Origin of the sequence: Methanobacterium paludis (assembly GCF_000214725.1) — an archaeon.
In the GTDB taxonomy this organism is placed as follows: Archaea; Methanobacteriota; Methanobacteria; order Methanobacteriales; family Methanobacteriaceae; genus Methanobacterium_C; species Methanobacterium_C paludis.
In genome coordinates this window covers 2,129,302-2,146,989 of the sequence record NC_015574.1, presented here as the reverse complement: position 1 = coordinate 2,146,989, position 17,688 = coordinate 2,129,302, and the positions used below count along the sequence as shown (strand labels likewise).

Genomic DNA, 17,688 nt, shown 5'->3' with positions numbered 1-17,688 from the left:
TCATTGGTACTGATCTTATTTTTAAATCTTTTTATTTAAAATCAACTCTTAAATTTTAAATTATATCCTTAAATTAAACTACATCCTAATTATATTACTAAAACTAAATCTTATACTTCCATGCTTTATATATAATTATATCGAGAATGTTATATTATGAAAATGAGTATATAAATCTTACGATTAAAAGTTAGATTGTAAAGTTTTACGAGCTTTAAATCATGGAGAAGTTTTTAAAATGGTAACAGCTTTAGTAATGGCTGGTGGAAAGGGCACTAGGATGGAATTAAAAGGGGAAAAACCCTTGATAAATGTTGGGGGAATGCCCATGATCCAGCGCGTGATAGATGCGTTGAGATGTGCGGTCATGGTGGATGATATCGTTGTTGCAACAAGCCCCCACACTCCTCAAACAGTTGAATTTGTGGAGAATCTTGGAATTAGGACAATTAAAACACCAGGAAAAGGATACGTGGATGATCTGGGCTTTGCTATTTCAAATCTTGATTTCAAAGACGAAAATCAGGTAGTACTTACAGTAACTTCGGATTTACCACTTATTCAAAGTGAAACAGTGAACTATATTCTCTCCGAATATGAAAAATGTGGTAAGCCTGCAATGTGTGTTGCTGTTCCAGCTGCAATTTTTGCAGAATATGGTTTGAAACCCAGCATTTTATTCGGAGATCTGGTTCCATCTGGATTAAATATATTAAGAAGTACAGACAAGCAACAAAATGAGGAAGTTTTGATAATAAGAAAGATTGAGTTGGCCTTAAATATTAATAGCTGTAATGACATAATAGTTTTAGAGGAACTTTTGAGGAAAACTCGTAAGTGAAAACTTTCAGGTGATAGTATGGTTGTTGAAGAGAGGAAACTCATTAAAGGGGAAGAAAAGGTTTGGAGTGAGATCAGGGGATATCAAGTTGCAACAAACAATGCACGTATACTTGGAGAACTTGAAGAGCTCATGATAAACGGTAAAACTGGTAAAATAACTGATGTTGTTATAAAGGTAGAAAAAGGCCGCAATGTGCATGTTAAAGGTGCAAAGAAAAAAGGAGACATGATCCTAGTACCTTTTGGCAAAGTTGAGAAGGTTGGGGAGTTCATAATAATTTCAGAATAACTCAAAAAACCTTCTTCAATCCTTTTTAGTTTGTTAAAGATACAAAATAATGTTTGCTCTTTAAATATGGTTCAATACTTTAAAACAACTTTTAATTTAAACTAGTTCAATTAATGACGGTTTTTAGTCATGTACCAGTTTTAACCTTAAGATGGTGCGTTTGAGGTAACTAATTTCTTTAGATTAATTCTTTTTAGATATTTTTAGCAGATTAATAGTATAATAAAAATAATAAAAAATAAAAAAATCAATTTTTAACTAATTTAAGATGTTTTCCTGGTTTTATCTGTAGAATGGATGTCCTGCAGAATCTTTTTTGGCTATTACCTCATCCACTGATGGTTCATTGTTGAAAGCCCTTTTTATTGCCATTTCAGTTGCTTCGTAGTTGTACTGGTAAATCTTGTATGGATCCCTGGCTGCTGGGTGGATGAAAACACCGCACAGAATACAGATATCTTCAACTATTTCCCTTGGAATTGTTCCGTTTTCAACAGAGTCTGCAACAGCCATTGCAACAGCTTTTTGTGCCGGTCCAAATATTCGGGTTGCATCTTCTAGATTTCTGATGCTGACTTTTGGCAGTATCATGGTTATGGGTTTGCAGACCATGTTTGGTGCAACTAAAGCGAAAAGTGGGGTGTGTTTTTCAACCTGATTTGCAAGTGCGTTTGCAAAGGCCTGACCAACAGCTCCCTCTTTATCCCCTATTAAAAGATCTATATGTGCAACTTCATTTCCGTCTCCAACTAATGCTTCACCATTCAAATACATGAATAATGCACCTCGTTTTCTTTTTTATATCCATTCTTAATTATGTACCAATTGATAGTATCTCATTTTAGAGTATAACACAAATATAAATAAATATTTTTACAGTTATCTAAATTTCATTCTTAAACATGTTTTTCTTTTAAAAATCATGAAGATAACAAAAAAATGAGGGTAACGAAAGTTAGTAGTTAATAAAAATTAGTTTTAATAAAGTTTAATGCAAAAAAAAGAAATTTAAAGGATTTACATTCCCTTAACACTCATATCAAGCATTCTCTTAGTTTCAGCTGCAAGTTCAGGTGGCAGTCCTGTAATATCCATGCTCAGAAATCCCCTTACGATCATGGATGCCGCTTCATCTTCAGTTAAACCACGTGACATAAGGTATAAAACTTCTTCTTCAGCTATTTTACCCACGGCAGCTTCATGGGACAGTTCTAAGTTAGTAGCACTTCCTTCAAGTTCGGGAACTGAGTATATCATTGAATCGTCCGACAGTACCAGGCCCATGCACTCGAGGTGTCCTTTAACTTCCTGTGATTTGCCTGCAAGGTGTCCTCTGGTGTAAATTTGGGATTTGTCCTTGGAAACTGCACGTGTTACCATTTCTGAACTTGAATTTCTACCAGTTAGATACGCCCTTGAACCCTGGTCAAGTATGGAGTTCTTCTGACCACCGAGTATGGACTGGAAAACAGCCCTTGAATTTTCACCTTGACAGTAAGCTGTTGGATATGTCTGTATGGTCCGAACTGGACTCGTTAATATGTAGTTGCTGATGTAGGTTGAATCATCACCCATTATAATTCCAGTTCGGGGTCTAACTTCCACCTGCTCAGCCCAGTTGTGCACCATTGTGAAGGTGATCTTTGCACCCTTTTTAAGGTAGAACTCTGAAACACCAACGTGCATTGCAGAGCTGACATCAGATCCTGTGGAACATCCTGTTATAATATGGAGTTCTGCATTTTCCTCTGCTATGATTATGTTGTGTGCAGTTTGTGCAACGTCCTTGTCTCCAATAAACATGCACGCCTGTATTGGGAAAACTTCCCTGGAGCCGGGCAGCGCCCTTATGAAGTAGCCGTTGGAACTTCTTAATTCTGTTTCTGCTGTGTATTTATCTGCATCTACCGCAACTGCCTTCCACATATAGTCTGAAAGCCAGCTGTATTTTTCAGCTGCGTCCTTTATGTTCATGAGTTCTATTGATTCTGAGCTGCAGTTTGAACAGACTCCAGATTGGTCTATCTGCATGAAAGAGCCGGCTCTTCCCTGTTCTGTTGGGTCTACTCCCACCTTAAGCAGGGTTTCTTGGTATTTGTTTGGAAGCTCCTGGAGGGATTCTATTTTTTCGTGTTCTCCCTCTTCTTCCTGTTCAAATTCTTCAATGTCTACGTCTTCACCGAGAGCTGCAGGTTTCTTTTTGGCTTTTTCTGCACGTTTTAATGTATCTCGCAACATTCAACACACCCTCTAAATCCTTCTTTCCTTATATCTTCGAGAATTTCAGTTGGGTCTCCGGAACATGCAATTTTGCCGTCCATAAGAACGTGGGCAGTGTTTGCACCCACAAAGTTCAGGATGTAACCTAGATGGGTTATCAAAAGTCCTGATCTTTCACGTAGACCCGGTTTTTTGTCTTTATCAAGCAAAGTATTAATTTCCTCTGCTAAAAGCTCCACGTTTTCAATGTCCACACCTGAATCTGGTTCGTCAAACATTATGAAGTCGGGCTTTTGTGCTAAAAGCTGCAGAATCTCCGAACGTTTCACTTCTCCACCGGAGAATCCCAGATTTACGTCTCTTTCTAAAAAACTCTCGTCAAATTTCAGTTTTCTCGTGAGATCCATGAGTTCTGGGCTTAGTTCTTCGTCTTGGGATTCTAAACCTTTATGGTCTTCGATTTTCAGAAGGTCTTTCAGTCTAACACCCCTGATAGCTGGGGGATTCTGGAAACTTACCCCTACACCCATTTCAACACGCTGTGTGGTTGAAAGTTTGGTTATATCTTCTCCTTTGAACAATATTTCTCCCCTTGTAATGTTGTACTTGGGAAATCCCAGTATGCTCATGAAAAGCGTACTTTTTCCACTTCCATTGGGTCCAAGAAGCACATGGGTTTCTCCTTTGTCAATATATAGATCTATATCGCTTAAAATTTCCTTTTTATTAACTTCTACTGCTAAATCTGTTATTTCAAGTAGCAGTTTGACCACCGCCATTTTAAGTGAATAATTTTATTTTTTTCTAATCTTTAGTTAATCCCAGTCTTTGTAATTTATTTTATATAATAATACTCATAATTTAACAATTGTTAAGTTTATTTTAGTTGAAATTTAGCTGAAAGGTTAAAAGATCTGTTGGTTAAGTTAAGGTTAAGTTTATTTATATGAAAATAAAAGAACTTACTATAAGTTTCGATCAGAGAATTAAAGATATACGTCAATTTAAAGAGTATTTTAGAACTTTAAAACATATATAAATGGTTAAAAATCATTCTGGTGTGATCTATGTGGGTTTATATATCTTACATTCGGATTAGTATTAAAAAATCAGAAATTCCTATTCTGTTATATAAGTCTTTCGAATTTGTTTTATAAGTAACCTTTATAATAACTATTTTTATATCCATATAATGTACATTGATGGTACATCAGATAGTACAATTGATAGTACATCTACAAATCAAGGAGGAAACTCTATGGCTGAGGATGATGTGAAGATCGTTATGTTTTGTTGTAACTGGTGCTCCTATGGTGGAGCTGACACCGCTGGTACCGCAAGGATGCAATATCCTCCGAACGTTCGAGTAATTAGGGTAATGTGCTCGGGACGTATCGAACCGCAGTTTATTTTTAAGGCATTCCACGAGGGAGCTGACGGGGTTATTGTAGCAGGATGTCACCACGGTGATTGCCACTACGACGCAGGAAACTACAAATTAGATAGAAGAATGAGATTAATCTACAAACTTGCAGATGAAATGGGAATTGGAAGGGAGAGAATCCACCATGACTGGATATCTGCATCAGAAGGAGAAAAATTCGCAAATACCATTAAAATGATGGTAAGCCGTATACAGGGGCTTGGAAAATCCCCACTCAAAAAACAGTTAACGGCTGAAGCATAAGTAGAGGCGAAAATATGGCAGAAAAAGCTAAAATAGCAACAATGTGGCTGGGAGGATGTTCCGGCTGTCACTTATCAATCGCTGACTTACATGAGTCACTTCTGGACGTTTTAGAATTGGCAGAGTTTGAGTTCATGCCAGTACTCATGGACGTAAAATACGATGAAGTACCAGACGACCTGGATGTTCTCATAGTAGAAGGTGGAATTCGTAACAACGAAAACCGTGAACTTGCTGAAATGTTAAGGAAAAAAGCAAAATTTGTTATATCATACGGTACATGTGCTGTTTACGGAGGAATTCCAGGACTTGGAAACCTTTCTACAACAGATGAGCTTATAGAAGAAGCATATATCAATTCACCAAGTACATACAACGAAGAAGGAGTAATCCCTTCAGAAGATATACCACACCTTGAAAGCAGGGTAAGGCCACTTGCAGAAGCAATAGACGTGGATCTATCATTACCAGGATGCCCACCAAGGTCAGATAAAGTTGCAGAGATAGTTCTAGCTCTTTTAAAAGGAGAAGAAATATCAATACCAACAACAAACCTTTGTGAAGTATGCCCAAGAGAAAAACCACCAGAAGGAATGGCTATGGACAAAATTGTTAGGCAGTTCGAACTGGGAAGGCCAGAAGAAGAACTTTGTCTTGTACCACAGGGACTCGTATGTATGGGACCTGCAACCATCTCACTATGCGGAGCAGAATGTCCTTCAATAGGTATTCCATGCAGAGGATGCTACGGTCCAACTGGTAAAGTCATGGATCAGGGAGCTAAAATGATAAGTGCTATAGCATCTGATTTTGGTGTTGAATCTGACAAAACAGTAGACCCAGAAGAAGTTGCAAATGAGTTAGATGATATTGTAGGTACATTCTACACATTCACACTCCCCGCTGCATTAATCCCAATGAAAATGCAAAAGGAGGAAGAATAAATGGTTAAACTAACAATGGAACCTGTGACCAGAATTGAAGGTCACGCAAAAATCACCGTACATCTGGACGATGCTGGAAATGTTGAAGAAACCAGACTTCACGTTATGGAATTCCGTGGATTTGAGAAATTCCTACAGGGAAGACCAGTAGAAGAAGCACCAAGGATAGTACCAAGGATATGTGGTATCTGTGACGTGCAGCACCACCTCGCCGCTGCAAAAGCAGCAGATCAGTGTTACGGATTCAAAGATGATGAAATTTTACCTGATGCTTACAAGATGAGGGAGTTAATGAACTGGGGTTCTTTCATGCACTCACATGCACTCCATTTCTACTTCCTGGCAGCACCTGACTTTATAGCAGGTAAAGACCGAAAAACAAGGAACGTCTTCCAGATCATAAAAGACGCACCTGAACTTGCTCTTGGCGCTATAGAACTCAGAAGAAATGCTTTGGACATAGTCAAGGCAGTTGGTGGAAGACCTATTCACCCAACTTCATCCACACCTGGTGGAATATCCACAGAACTTGATGAAGAAACCCAGGCTGACCTCCTCAAAAAAGCACAGAGGAACGTTGAATTAGCAGAAGCAACACTTGCAACTGCAAAACCAATATTTGAGGAAAACATAGACCTTGTAAACTCCTTAGGACTAGTTGACACATACCACTGCGGTTTAGTTAACAAAGGAGTATGGGATGTTTACAACGGTGACGTGAGAATGAAAGACAAAGAGGGTAACCTCTACGCTGAATTCGGTAGCGAAAAATACCTCGATTACATGGCAGAGCACGTTAAACCATACTCATGGTTAAAATTCCCATATATCAAAGACTTAGGATACCCTGACGGAATATACAGAGTAGCTCCACTATCAAGGCTAAACGTCGTAGACAAAATGCCAACACCAAAAGCCCAGGACTACTTCAAAGAATTCAAAGACATGTTCGGCTACGCACAGCAGCCATTACTCTTCCATTGGGCAAGGCTCATAGAGCTTGTAGCAGCTGCAGAATGTGCTGCTGACAGATTAGAAGAGGACCTTTCAGGACCTAAATTCCCAGATTCTATTGAGAGACAGGCCGGTGAAGGTGTAGGAATAGTAGAAGCAGCAAGGGGAACATTAACCCACCATTACCAGACCGATGAGAATGGATTAATAACCAAAGCAAACATAGTTGTTGCAACAATCCAGAACAACCCTGCTATGGAAATGGGTATCCAAAAAGTTGCAAAAGACTACATAAAACCAGGTGTAGAAGTAGACGACAAGATCTTCAACTTAATGGAGATGGTTATAAGAGCATACGACCCATGTCTATCCTGCGCAACACACACAATCGACACACAGATGAAACTCGCAACTCTAGAAGTATACGACAGTGAGGGACACCTCATAAACAAAATTTAACCGCTCAAAGGTGAGAAAAAAATGATAGTAGTCAATAAGGAAGACTGCATCAGATGCGGCGCATGCGAGGGCACCTGTCCAACAGCAGCAATAGCAGTGTCACCAGAAGATGTGGTATACTGTGATGTCTGTGGCGGTGAGCCGAAGTGTGTGGATATATGCCCAACCGGTGCATTGAAAACTGACGAACTTGTAATTGATGAGAGCGGTGAAACCCAAACCCGTGTAGTATTCAACCCAAATTTGTGCAATGAGTGTGGTGACTGTATAGAAATTTGTCCACCGCAAATATTGAAACTAACTGGGGAGGATAAGATTCCACTTGAAGGATACTGTGTCATGTGTAAAAAATGTGTTGACATATGCCCAGTTGAGGTCATAGGAATCCCTGGTGTTAAAGAACCTAAAAAATTGGAAAAGGAAATCACAGGACCTATCTTCATATCAGACTGCGTTGGATGCGGAATGTGTGTAGATGAATGTCCTGTTGATGCAATAACTCTTCCAGAACTCGGAGGTTCAATTGAAATCGACGAAGACAAATGTATATATTGTGGAATCTGTTCACAAACCTGCCCATGGAATGCAGTTTACATATCAGGTAAAAAACCAGAAAAACGTACCAAGGAAATGCTCAACTTTGAAGTGAACGACGACACATGTATAGGTTGTAACGTATGTGTGGAAGCATGTCCTGGAAACTTCATAGAAGCAAAACCATCCGTACTTTCAGTAGAACTTCCAGAAGTCTGCACAGCATGTGGACTCTGCGAACAACTCTGTCCAGTGGATGCAATTAACCTTGACGTTGAACTTGGACCTGCAAAACCTGCAACATCAGAAGGACTTGTCCTGGATACGGAGAAATGTGACTTCTTAGGATCTTGTGCATTAACATGTCCTAACGATGCAATCAGGGTAACTACAAACACAGGAATGGAAGTCCCATCTGAAGAAAAAACAGGTGCAGAACCATCATTTTCCATGTGTACAAGATGCGGTGCATGTACAACGGTCTGTCCAAGCGGAGCTTTATCTATTGCTGAGATGGATAAATTAGTTGATGGTGAAACTGTCAAACGTAAAAGGATAGAGTACAGCCCTGATAAATGTACACAGTGCGGAGACTGTGTGGAAGTATGTCCATACAATATGCTGAAACTCACAGATGAAAAAGTACCCCTCAAAGGGTTCTGTATACTCTGTGACCAGTGCATACCTGCATGTACAAAAGATGCGCTTTCAATCAAGTAAATCAACAATAAGTAAAATCAATGATTTTTAGGTGGTATTTCCACCAAATTTTTTATTTTTTTAGTGGATTTTTTTCAAAAAAAGTTTTTTAACAGTTATTTTTATTTAATGAACAAACAAATTTGAAGTAAAAAATTTTATTTTCAACGGCACGAACTCTTTTTCATTAATAACTCTTTAATATGTCCACTAAGATTAAACAAGAAGTTTTTTAAATATTTTTTCGTTGCAATAGGTAAAATACAACTTTTATTATCTTTATTTTTTTTCAAAAAATTAGATCAAATAAGATTATATCAAAGGGTTCTTTGAGAATTATTGATAATTTTCTTCAATAAATATTTTTTTGAATTAATAATTGGACTCTGGAAATAAAGTAAAAAGAATAATAATCCTTAGTTAACCGTAGTTAATTTTATGTGTTTAAGAAGATGTTAAAAGAGAATGTTTAAAAAAATAGTCTAATTCAGCTCTACAAAGATTCCATGTTTATCCAGGTCTATCTCAACTATTTTACCTTTTAAATCTTTTTCCTGGTTTAAAATATCCGAAAGATGTATAGTTCCACCTTCAATCTTTATATGTAGGACGTCCTCCATGATCTTGGTGCCGTCTGTACTGTAAACTGTTGATTCACACATATCTTATCACTCCATTTTTTTTTATTGGGAATTCATTGGGTTAAATTTTAGTTGAGTTCCTTAAACCTAGTAAATTTCCTTAAAATCAAATTTAATTTAGCTTAATTTTAGCTTCATTCTAATTAACTTTGGGGTTTTAATTTGTTCTGAAGATCTATTAACCTTGGGTTGAGGATTCAATCGTAGAATCGTAGACAAACTTTCCACTATTTTCAAACACCTCACCATCGTCCATAACCACATTTCCCCTGATAATGGTCATGACAGGCATTCCTCTAACTTTAATGCCTTCAAATGGAGAATATTTGGCCTTTGAATGGAAATTCTCAGCTTTTATAATTCCTTCTTTTTTCATGTCAACAACCACAAAATCAGCATCCATACCTTCCTTTATAAAGCCTTTATTTGGGATGTGGAATATTTTGGCGGGATTTTCACACAACAAAAGTTTCAGGTTTTTAAAATTGATGTTACCCCTATTTATCTCGGTTAAGAGCAATGGTAGTGCGGTTTCAAGTCCTGGGATTCCTGGTGGGGCATTCCAAACATCCCTTCCCTTTTCCAGAAGTTCGTGTGGGGCGTGGTCGGTCCCTATGATATCTACATTGTGCAGATCAGATATTTTTAGGTTTTCCCTTCCATTTCGTAGTGGGGGGTTGGTTTTTGCAAGGGTGCCGAATGCTTCAAAGGAGGATGAATTAAGAAGTAAATGGTGAGGTGTTGCCTCACATGTGACCATGCATCCTGCAAGTTTTGCCCTTCTCAGGATTTCAAGGGAATTCCTGGTGCTGATATGACATATGTGAACCGGAATATTGAAGTGTTCAGCCAGTGTAACTGCGTTTGAAACTGAAACCTCCTCTGCAATGGCAGGTCTGGCCCGGGAATAAACCTTTGAATCCGAAACTCCTTCAGACTTTAGTTTATCAGTGCAGTGCCGGATAATATCTTTATCTTCACAGTGAAGGGATATTAATGGCTTAAAGATATTTTGAGCTTCATTTTGTGATGATGAAGTGGTATCTTCAACTTTGGAAAGTTTGGATAATTCATTAAATGCATCCATTAAAAAACTGTTGTTAACGAGGTCTGCAAATATCTTAAAGGAAGCAGGATATAGCTTTGCTATTTTAGGGATTTCATCAAGATTTTCAACCCCAGCATGCAACCCAAAATCCACAACACTCTTTGAATCTGCAATTTTCAGTTTCTCATGGAACCTTCCGGCTGTGGTGGTTTTAGGGTCTGTGTTTGGCATGTCCAAAACAGTTGTAAAACCTCCAGCAGCGGCAGCATGACTTCCAGTTTTCCAATCTTCCTTGTAGGTTAAACCGGGGTCTCTCATATGTACATGGGTGTCTATAACTCCTGGAAGAAGAATTTTACCCTTCAAATCAATGGTTTTATCACATTTCGGTGCTAGCTTTGTTATGGACTTTATCTTTCCATCTTCAACTTTAACAGAATAGTTTCCATCTATCCATGGAATTTTGCAGTTTATAAGAGTTAGATCAGACATTTGCACACCTTTAAAATTGTAATTAAATTATGTAATTAATTTAATTTATAATGAAGTATATCTTTTAATTGAAATCTATTCTAAACAAATTTATGAATTTTTGTAATTGAATTAACTTGTAATTTATAGAGTTAACTAATTTGCAATAATATATTTGGAAGAAGATGTGTTAAAACATTACTAAACTCCTAAAAAATTAAATTCTAAAATGATTTTTAATTGAAGGATCTAAAATCCGGTTTAATGACTAAAATAACTAAAAAATAAGGATTAATTAATAAAACTGAAACCACAAAAGATGATCACATGCTTAAAAGGGAAGAATTCGTTAAAAACATCATTTCAAAGGATAAAAAAATCTTTAAAAAAGATTTAGAAATCGAACCAGAATATGGGGAACCTGAAAGTGATGTTAAAATAATGGCAGATTTTACAGAGTATTCACCACTTCACAAGGGCCACAGACACTGTATGATAGAGGCAAAAAAGCTGGTTCCAGATGGAATATTCACGGCCGTTGTTCCAGGACTCTTTGAGCGAAATGGAAGAGGTACTCCTTATATCATGACCCGGCAGGCTCGAGCAGAATCCGCAGTTGCTATTGGGGCTGATATTGTGGTTGAAGGGCCACCAATGGGTATTATGGGTTCGGGCCAGTATTCCTTATGTCTTGCTAGGATGTTCAAGGCCCTAGATGCAGACTACATACCCAGGGGTTACAAACCCTTCGATGGTTTTGATGTGATACTCCGGAGGATAAATGAAGGGGCTGGTGTTGCCCCAAAACCATATAAAATTGTGGACATGGGGACTAAAGAAATATTACTTGAAGGCAAACTTGATGAGGATAACTATGTCATTGTATCACTTTCAAAATCTCTTAAAAAAATAGGTTTTGATTTTAAGGATAAATTCATCTTTATAAAACGTGTTGAAGGTGTAAGCGGCACTAAAATCAGAGAAACTGTTCTTTCAGGTGATATGTTGCTTGCTGAAGATATGCTGCCCCATGAAACCATTGAGATTTTAAAAAGAGAGATGGATAATGGAAGGGCACCGTTACATGATGTGAGGGATGTGGAGAACATATTAAAACGTGTGAATGAAAGTTCTACAGAACATCTCAGATCCCTTGCACTGATTGATGACAGGACAGCTAGAGCTCTTGTGAATAACAGACCATTTAAAACTGTTTATGGTGTTGAAAAATCTATTTTACAGGGTTTTAGTAGACATCACCGCCAGAGGGTTCTATCTTCACTGGAGGCTGGTGTTTTTAAGGATGTCGTACATAGATATATAGACAGATACCCATCTGTAATACGTATATTAAACTATAAGAATAAAGAAGTTCTAAAAGAATTTCAAAAAAGAATACCACACAGGAGGCTAGAGATATGCCAGTGAAAAATGGAGAATTTATAAAATTAGAGTACACAGGAAAGGTTCAAGAGACAGGTGACGTCTTTGACACAACCGATGAAAAGGTGGCAGAAGAAGCTGGAATTTCAACTGAGAATAAAACTTACGGTGCAATACCAATAGTCGTAGGTGCAGGACACCTCCTCAAAGGGCTTGACGAAGCAATTATTGACATGGAAGAAGGAGTAGATAAAACAGTCGAACTCTCTCCAGAAGAAGGATTTGGATTAAGAGACCCAAAACTTGTACAACTCATACCAATGGGAGAATTCCGTAAACAAGGTTTAAAACCTCAAGTCGGAATGGTTATCACTTCAGAAGGAGTTTCAGGTAAAATAAGAAGTGTAAGCGGTGGAAGAGTCAGGGTTGACTTCAACCATGAACTTGCAGGAAAAAACCTTGAGTACACCATCAAAGTAGCGGAAATCATTGACGATGACATCGAGAAAATCAAAAGTCTGATAGAACTTCACTACCCAACACAAAACCTAGACTCAGATAAACACGATATCAAAATAGAAGACGGAATAGTTAAAATCGCCATGGATGAAATGGCTAAATTTGACAAAAAACCATACGCAGACGTAACCTTTGCAAGATTTAGAATAGCAAGGGATATCTGGGAGAACATGGAAAACGTTGAGAAAGTAGAATTTGTGGATGCCTTTGAGAAAAAAGTTCCTGAGACAGAACCAGAAACTGCTGAAGAAACTTCAACAGAAGAAGTAGCTGAAGAAGTTTTAACAGAGAAAGTTGAAGAAAAAACCTCTGAAGAAGCACCTGAAGAAGTTTTGCCTGAAAACGTTGAAGAGAAAAAAGAGGAATAAACTCATTATTATGATGAAATTTGGGAAAAGTTGTAAGTGGAATTAAAACCATTTTTCTGCTTAGTTTTTTCCTTTTTTCTTATTTTTTCTGTTTCGTTTCTTCTTTTCTTTCTTATTTTCAATTTCTTTTTTTCTGGCCGAACGTACTTTTAATCGCTGTGCTATAAAAAGTGTTAACATGATTAAAAATGCAAATCCAACCATATAATCCTTCAGATTTAACATTTTTGAGTTTCCTTTGGTTAAATTTATTTCTAGGGTAAAATTAATAATTTAAATTCTTTTCAAGGACTATTACTAATAATATTTTTAACATTCAATCTTTTTAACTCAATTTTCAAATTGCTCTTCTACAAATTCGGTGATCCTCTCAACCATCATCTCGCAAAAAAGAAGGTCGTCTGCTGTTGCAAGAACTGTTCCAACAGAATCACCATTTAAATTACAAATAAAACAATTATTATCTTTGTAAGAATCTATAAATCCTATATTATCTGGTTTCAATGATTTAAATGCAGTTTTTGCATTATCTGATGTTTTATATTTAAATGTTATTCTTGCGTTGATCTTCATATCGCTTTGATCTCCATTTTTTATCCGTTTGAGGACACGTTTTAGTTCAAGATCCTAGTTTAAAATATTTTCTGCAATTTTCTTGATGGATTTTAGAGCAGTTGAATCTGGATAATCAACAAGTGCTTTACCTTCCATATCTGCCATTATAACACAATCATCACGAGGAATTTTCCCAATGACCTCAAGATCAATTTCTTTCAGCTTTTTAATCAGGAACTCTTCCTGTTCGTGATTTGAAGCCTTATTTATAATGCAGGATATCTTCCTGATTCCAATGTCTCTTGCAAGTTTTTTTATACGCTCTGCAGTTTCAAGGGATTTGAGGCCGGGTTCTACAATGATTATCATAATGTCAACAGCTTCTGCTGTCTTTCTGCCGAGATGTTCTATACCTGCTTCCATATCCATTATAATTATTTCATCCTTTTTAAGGATTAAATTACGCATAAGTGCCTTTAATAATACTGAAGCTGGACAAATACATCCTTCTCCTCCTTTTTCCACTGTCCCCATGACCAGGAGCTTTAAACGGCCTTCAGAATCGTAATTTATGGATAGAGAATCTGGAAGGTCTGAGATCTTTGGATTTATCTTGAAAACTTCTCCAAAGGATGTTCCTGGTTCTGCGCCGGTTCTATTCCTTATTAAATCTTTCATATGAGATATTGGAGTTATTTTGTCGTGTATTCCAAGGCTTGATGCCAGGTTCATGTCTGGATCTGCATCGATGGCAAATACCTTATAATTCTGTGATAAGATACATGCCAATGTGCCTGCAAGGCTTGTTTTTCCAACTCCTCCTTTTCCAGTTACAGCAATTTTCATGATTTCACCAAATATGATAGATTTTTAATAGATTTAGTATGATAGTATAATTTTTAGTATGATAGTTTTTTATATAGAGTAATGGGAATATAGTTTATTAAGGTAAGGTTTATAAGTTATAGAGTAAAATTTTGAAAAATATTTAGAATCATGAGAACTATTATATAATTTAGAGAATTATAAATTTGAGAAAGTTTAAGTAATTTATTAGGAGTACTTTTAATTTTATAAAACTAGATTTGAAAAATATTTTGAAGATTATTTAGGGTAATGTTTATTAACGTTATAGACTTAAATTTCTGATATAGGAGGATTAACTTATGGTTAGAGCATACACTAGAAAAGATTATATAAGGAAGATTCCTGCTTCAAGGATAGTTCAATATGATATGGGAAACCTCTCAGGAGAATTCCCTCTAAAACTTAGTTTGGCTGTAAAAGAAAGGGCACAGTTATCTCACAATGCACTGGAGGCAGCAAGGATAGCTTCAAACAGATATATGCAGAGAAAAGCTGGTAGGCTGGGTTACCACCTTAAGATAAGGGTTTATCCGCACCACATTGTCAGGGAAAATCCAATGGCCACAGGAGCCGGAGCTGATAGGGTTCAGAGCGGTATGAGGGGAGCATTTGGAAAAGCAGTAAGTTCCGTTGCCATCGTTGATGCAGATCAAAAGGTTTTAACAATTAAAGCAAACAAGAAAAACTTCAAAGATGCAAAAGAAGCATTAAAAAGGGCTGCAATGAAATTTCCAGTACCATGCAGAATTGTAATTGATGAAGGCGAAGAATTAGTAAGATAAACAAAAAGAGTGTTAGCATGAAGTATGTCGAGTTTTTTGAAGAGCTGAGAAAGGAAGATGTTGCAGTTGCCGGTGGAAAAGGAGCAAATCTTGGAGAGTTAACCCATGCAGGAATACCTGTACCCCCGGGTTTTGTTGTAACATCCAGAACCTATGATAAATTCATGAAAGAAACAGGAATCTTCGATGAAATAATGGACATTCTTGATGCTTTGGACGTTAACAATAACAAGCAGCTTCAGGAAGCTTCACGCAGTATCAAGAAGATAATGGTAAATACTGAAATGCCTGACGAGATAAAGACAATTATAATAGAAGCTTACAATGCTTTATGCGTCAGAATTGGTAAAGAAAATGTTTATGTTGCGGTTAGATCCTCTGCGACTGCTGAAGATCTTCCGGAAGCTTCATTTGCAGGGCAACAGGACACATACCTTAATGTTAGGGGTGTGGATGATGTTGTAAGTTACGTTCAACAATGTTGGGCATCTCTTTTTGAATCCCGTGCTATCTTTTATAGGGAAGAGAATAACTTCGATCACTCCAAGGTTTACATAGCTGTGGTTGTTCAGGAAATGGTTGACGCCGAAAAAGCGGGTGTAATGTTCACTGTACATCCTTCAACAGGTGAAGATAAAATTTTAATCGAAGCGGCATGGGGGCTTGGAGAAGCAGTTGTTTCAGGATCCGTTACTCCTGACACGTGCTGGGTTGATAAAAAAACAGGTGAAATTTTAGATTACCAGATCAGCACTAAAAATATCATGTTCAAGAGGGATACAGGAGCCGGCAGGACACTTCAAACCGATGTTCCAGATGATATGAAAAACAAGAGAGTTTTAAGTCCTTATGAAATAGCAAACCTCACAGAACTTGGAAAGAGGATCCAGGATCATTACCAGTTCCCACAGGATACAGAATGGGCTATAGAGAAAGGTAAAATATTCCTGCTACAATCAAGGCCAGTAACAACCCTTGGTAAAACAGCAAGAGAATCTGAATCAAAAGAATCTGAAGGTGAAAGAATTATAGTAACCAAAGGACTTGGAGCAAGCCCTGGAATGGCATCTGGAGCAGTTAAAATAGTTAAAAACCCTGATGAACTCGATAAAATTGAGTTAGGTGACATAATGGTCACTGTTATGACAACACCAGACATGGTTCCTGCAATGAAAAGGGCCAGTGGAGTAATAACAGATGAAGGTGGTGTAACCTGTCACGCTGCCATAGTTTCAAGGGAACTTGGAATACCTTCAGTTGTTGGAACAGGAGATGCAACCAAGATCCTTAAAGAAAATTCAGTTGTAACTTTGGACGGTCGTAAAGGGTTTGTATTTGAAGGCAAAATCAAGGACGAAAGTGAAGAGGCAACCAAAGGATCTGCAGGACAAACCACTGTCATCCAGCAGCAGTCAATATTAACTGTTACAGATGTTAAAGTCAACGTAAGCATGCCAGAGGCTGCTAAAAAAGCTGCAGAAACCGGTGCAGATGGTGTGGGACTTTTAAGAACGGAACATATGATGCTTGCAATGGGTGTGCATCCTAAAAAGTTCATAAGAGAAGGAAGAGAGGACGAACTTGTAAAAGCACTTGTAGAAAACATACTAAAAGTTGCTGATACATTTTACCCAAAAACAGTCTGGTACAGGACACTAGACGCCCCAACAGATGAGTTCCAATCACTTGAAGGCGGAGAAGACGAACCATACGAACACAACCCAATGCTTGGATGGAGAGGAATCCGCAGAGAACTTGACGAACCTGAAATTCTCATAGCAGAGTTCAAAGCCATAAAAAAACTCCATGAACAGGGATACACAAATATCGGAATCATGTTACCACTTCTACAGCACCCAGATGAGCTCCGTAAAGCTAAAAAAATAGCAGAATCTGTAGGTTTAAAACCACAAAAAAACATTGAGTTCGGGATGATGGTTGAAACACCAGCAGCAGCCCTTACAATAGAGGACTTCATAGCTGAGGGATTGGATTTCGTAAGCTTCGGAACCAACGACCTTACACAGTACACACTTGCAATCGACAGGAACAACGAGAACGTTGCAGAACTCTACAACGAAAGACATCCTGCAGTGATGAAGCTCATAAAACGTGTTATTATAAAATGTAACGAGGCCGGAGTCAAAACCAGTATCTGCGGACAGGCAGGAAGCATGCCAGATGTTGTTGAAAAATTGGTTGAACTTGGAATCACCAGCGTATCAGCAAACACCGATGCAATTCCAGCTGTAAGAGAAACTGTGGCTCGTGTTGAGAAGAAATTACTTCTTAAAGCTGCAAGGAAACTCATACAGGAATAAGAATATAGAATATATAATGAGTTAATTAAGGAGATAAGTTATATAAAGACTTAAATCCTTATTTTTTTCTATTTTAACGAAATTTTTATTTTTCCGGATATCTT

Annotated in this window: 18 protein-coding genes; 10 read left to right on the top strand and 8 right to left on the bottom strand. The window is 37.6% G+C overall.

All coding sequences use genetic code 11. From position 1 onward, the window contains the following. Positions 1–238: 238 nt before the first annotated feature. The gene (locus MSWAN_RS10110; RefSeq protein ID WP_013826553.1) at positions 239–841 is read left to right on the top strand and encodes an NTP transferase domain-containing protein; all 603 of its coding nucleotides are present in this window, start codon (positions 239–241) and stop codon (positions 839–841) included. An 18-nt stretch (positions 842–859) separates the two neighbouring features. Further along, the gene (locus MSWAN_RS10105) at positions 860–1,132 is read left to right on the top strand and encodes a PRC-barrel domain-containing protein (protein ID WP_013826552.1); all 273 of its coding nucleotides are present in this window, start codon (positions 860–862) and stop codon (positions 1,130–1,132) included. A gap of 282 nt (positions 1,133–1,414) precedes the next feature. On the opposite strand, the gene fae is transcribed toward MSWAN_RS10105, so the two are convergent. From fae to sufC, 3 genes are all read right to left on the bottom strand, one after another. Then, the gene (gene fae, locus MSWAN_RS10100) at positions 1,415–1,906 is read right to left on the bottom strand and encodes a formaldehyde-activating enzyme (protein WP_013826551.1); all 492 of its coding nucleotides are present in this window, start codon (positions 1,904–1,906) and stop codon (positions 1,415–1,417) included. 243 nt (positions 1,907–2,149) lie between these two features. After that, complete coding sequence (locus MSWAN_RS10095) at positions 2,150–3,370, bottom strand: SufB/SufD family protein (protein ID WP_013826550.1); 1,221 nt, start codon at positions 3,368–3,370, stop codon at positions 2,150–2,152. Further along, positions 3,352–4,116 carry a Fe-S cluster assembly ATPase SufC gene (sufC, locus tag MSWAN_RS10090; RefSeq protein ID WP_048188453.1) on the bottom strand — a complete coding sequence of 255 codons (765 nt, stop codon included), beginning with the start codon at positions 4,114–4,116 and terminating at the stop codon, positions 3,352–3,354. Before sufC ends, MSWAN_RS10095 begins: the two co-directional genes overlap by 19 nt. A 494-nt stretch (positions 4,117–4,610) precedes the next feature. Between sufC and MSWAN_RS10085 the strand changes: the two genes are divergently transcribed. Genes MSWAN_RS10085 through MSWAN_RS10070 form a run of 4 tightly spaced genes read left to right on the top strand, consistent with a single transcriptional unit; the run spans position 4,611 to position 8,650 of the window. Beyond that, a complete protein-coding gene (locus tag MSWAN_RS10085; RefSeq protein ID WP_048188090.1) occupies positions 4,611–5,039 on the top strand; it encodes a hydrogenase iron-sulfur subunit in 429 nt (142 codons plus the stop codon). A 14-nt stretch (positions 5,040–5,053) separates the two neighbouring features. Further along, entirely contained in the window at positions 5,054–5,983 is a 930-nt protein-coding gene (locus MSWAN_RS10080) for an NADH-quinone oxidoreductase subunit B family protein (protein WP_013826547.1), read from the top strand. Beyond that, positions 5,984–7,396 (top strand): F420-non-reducing hydrogenase subunit MvhA, encoded by a 1,413-nt coding sequence (gene mvhA / locus MSWAN_RS10075; protein ID WP_013826546.1) that lies wholly within the window; start codon positions 5,984–5,986, stop codon positions 7,394–7,396. 21 nt (positions 7,397–7,417) lie between these two features. Then, positions 7,418–8,650: a 4Fe-4S binding protein gene (locus MSWAN_RS10070; RefSeq protein WP_013826545.1), complete on the top strand. Its 1,233-nt coding sequence runs from the start codon at positions 7,418–7,420 to the stop codon at positions 8,648–8,650. 461 nt (positions 8,651–9,111) lie between these two features. Here MSWAN_RS10070 and MSWAN_RS10065 read toward each other — a convergent pair whose 3' ends face one another. Together MSWAN_RS10065 and MSWAN_RS10060 are read right to left on the bottom strand one after the other, a co-directional pair. Beyond that, positions 9,112–9,291: a CooT family nickel-binding protein gene (locus MSWAN_RS10065; RefSeq protein WP_013826544.1), complete on the bottom strand. Its 180-nt coding sequence runs from the start codon at positions 9,289–9,291 to the stop codon at positions 9,112–9,114. Positions 9,292–9,448: 157 nt separating this feature from the next. Further along, positions 9,449–10,810, bottom strand: a complete 1,362-nt coding sequence (locus tag MSWAN_RS10060; protein ID WP_013826543.1) for a dihydroorotase — start codon at positions 10,808–10,810, stop codon at positions 9,449–9,451. A 306-nt stretch (positions 10,811–11,116) separates the two neighbouring features. Between MSWAN_RS10060 and MSWAN_RS10055 the strand changes: the two genes are divergently transcribed. Both MSWAN_RS10055 and MSWAN_RS10050 read left to right on the top strand, forming a co-directional pair. Then, positions 11,117–12,217, top strand: coding sequence for a nucleotidyltransferase family protein (locus MSWAN_RS10055; RefSeq protein WP_013826542.1), 1,101 nt, complete (start codon positions 11,117–11,119; stop codon positions 12,215–12,217). After that, a complete protein-coding gene (locus tag MSWAN_RS10050) occupies positions 12,208–13,059 on the top strand; it encodes a peptidylprolyl isomerase (protein ID WP_013826541.1) in 852 nt (283 codons plus the stop codon). The genes MSWAN_RS10055 and MSWAN_RS10050 overlap by 10 nt, the downstream gene beginning before the upstream one ends. A 60-nt stretch (positions 13,060–13,119) precedes the next feature. Here MSWAN_RS10050 and MSWAN_RS12850 read toward each other — a convergent pair whose 3' ends face one another. From MSWAN_RS12850 to MSWAN_RS10040, 3 genes are all read right to left on the bottom strand, one after another. Then, positions 13,120–13,263, bottom strand: coding sequence for a hypothetical protein (locus MSWAN_RS12850; RefSeq protein ID WP_154645734.1), 144 nt, complete (start codon positions 13,261–13,263; stop codon positions 13,120–13,122). A 126-nt stretch (positions 13,264–13,389) separates the two neighbouring features. Next, positions 13,390–13,632 (bottom strand): KEOPS complex subunit Pcc1, encoded by a 243-nt coding sequence (locus tag MSWAN_RS10045; protein WP_013826539.1) that lies wholly within the window; start codon positions 13,630–13,632, stop codon positions 13,390–13,392. A gap of 54 nt (positions 13,633–13,686) precedes the next feature. Continuing rightward, on the bottom strand, positions 13,687–14,460 hold the full coding sequence (locus MSWAN_RS10040; RefSeq protein ID WP_013826538.1) for an ATP-binding protein: 774 nt from the start codon (positions 14,458–14,460) through the stop codon (positions 13,687–13,689). Between the two features lie 320 nt (positions 14,461–14,780). On the opposite strand from MSWAN_RS10040, the gene rplJ reads away from it, so the two are divergent. Further along, a complete protein-coding gene (rplJ, locus tag MSWAN_RS10035) occupies positions 14,781–15,263 on the top strand; it encodes a 50S ribosomal protein L16 (protein WP_013826537.1) in 483 nt (160 codons plus the stop codon). 17 nt (positions 15,264–15,280) lie between these two features. Continuing rightward, the gene (gene ppsA / locus MSWAN_RS10030) at positions 15,281–17,584 is read left to right on the top strand and encodes a phosphoenolpyruvate synthase (RefSeq protein ID WP_013826536.1); all 2,304 of its coding nucleotides are present in this window, start codon (positions 15,281–15,283) and stop codon (positions 17,582–17,584) included. Positions 17,585–17,688: the final 104 nt, after the last annotated feature.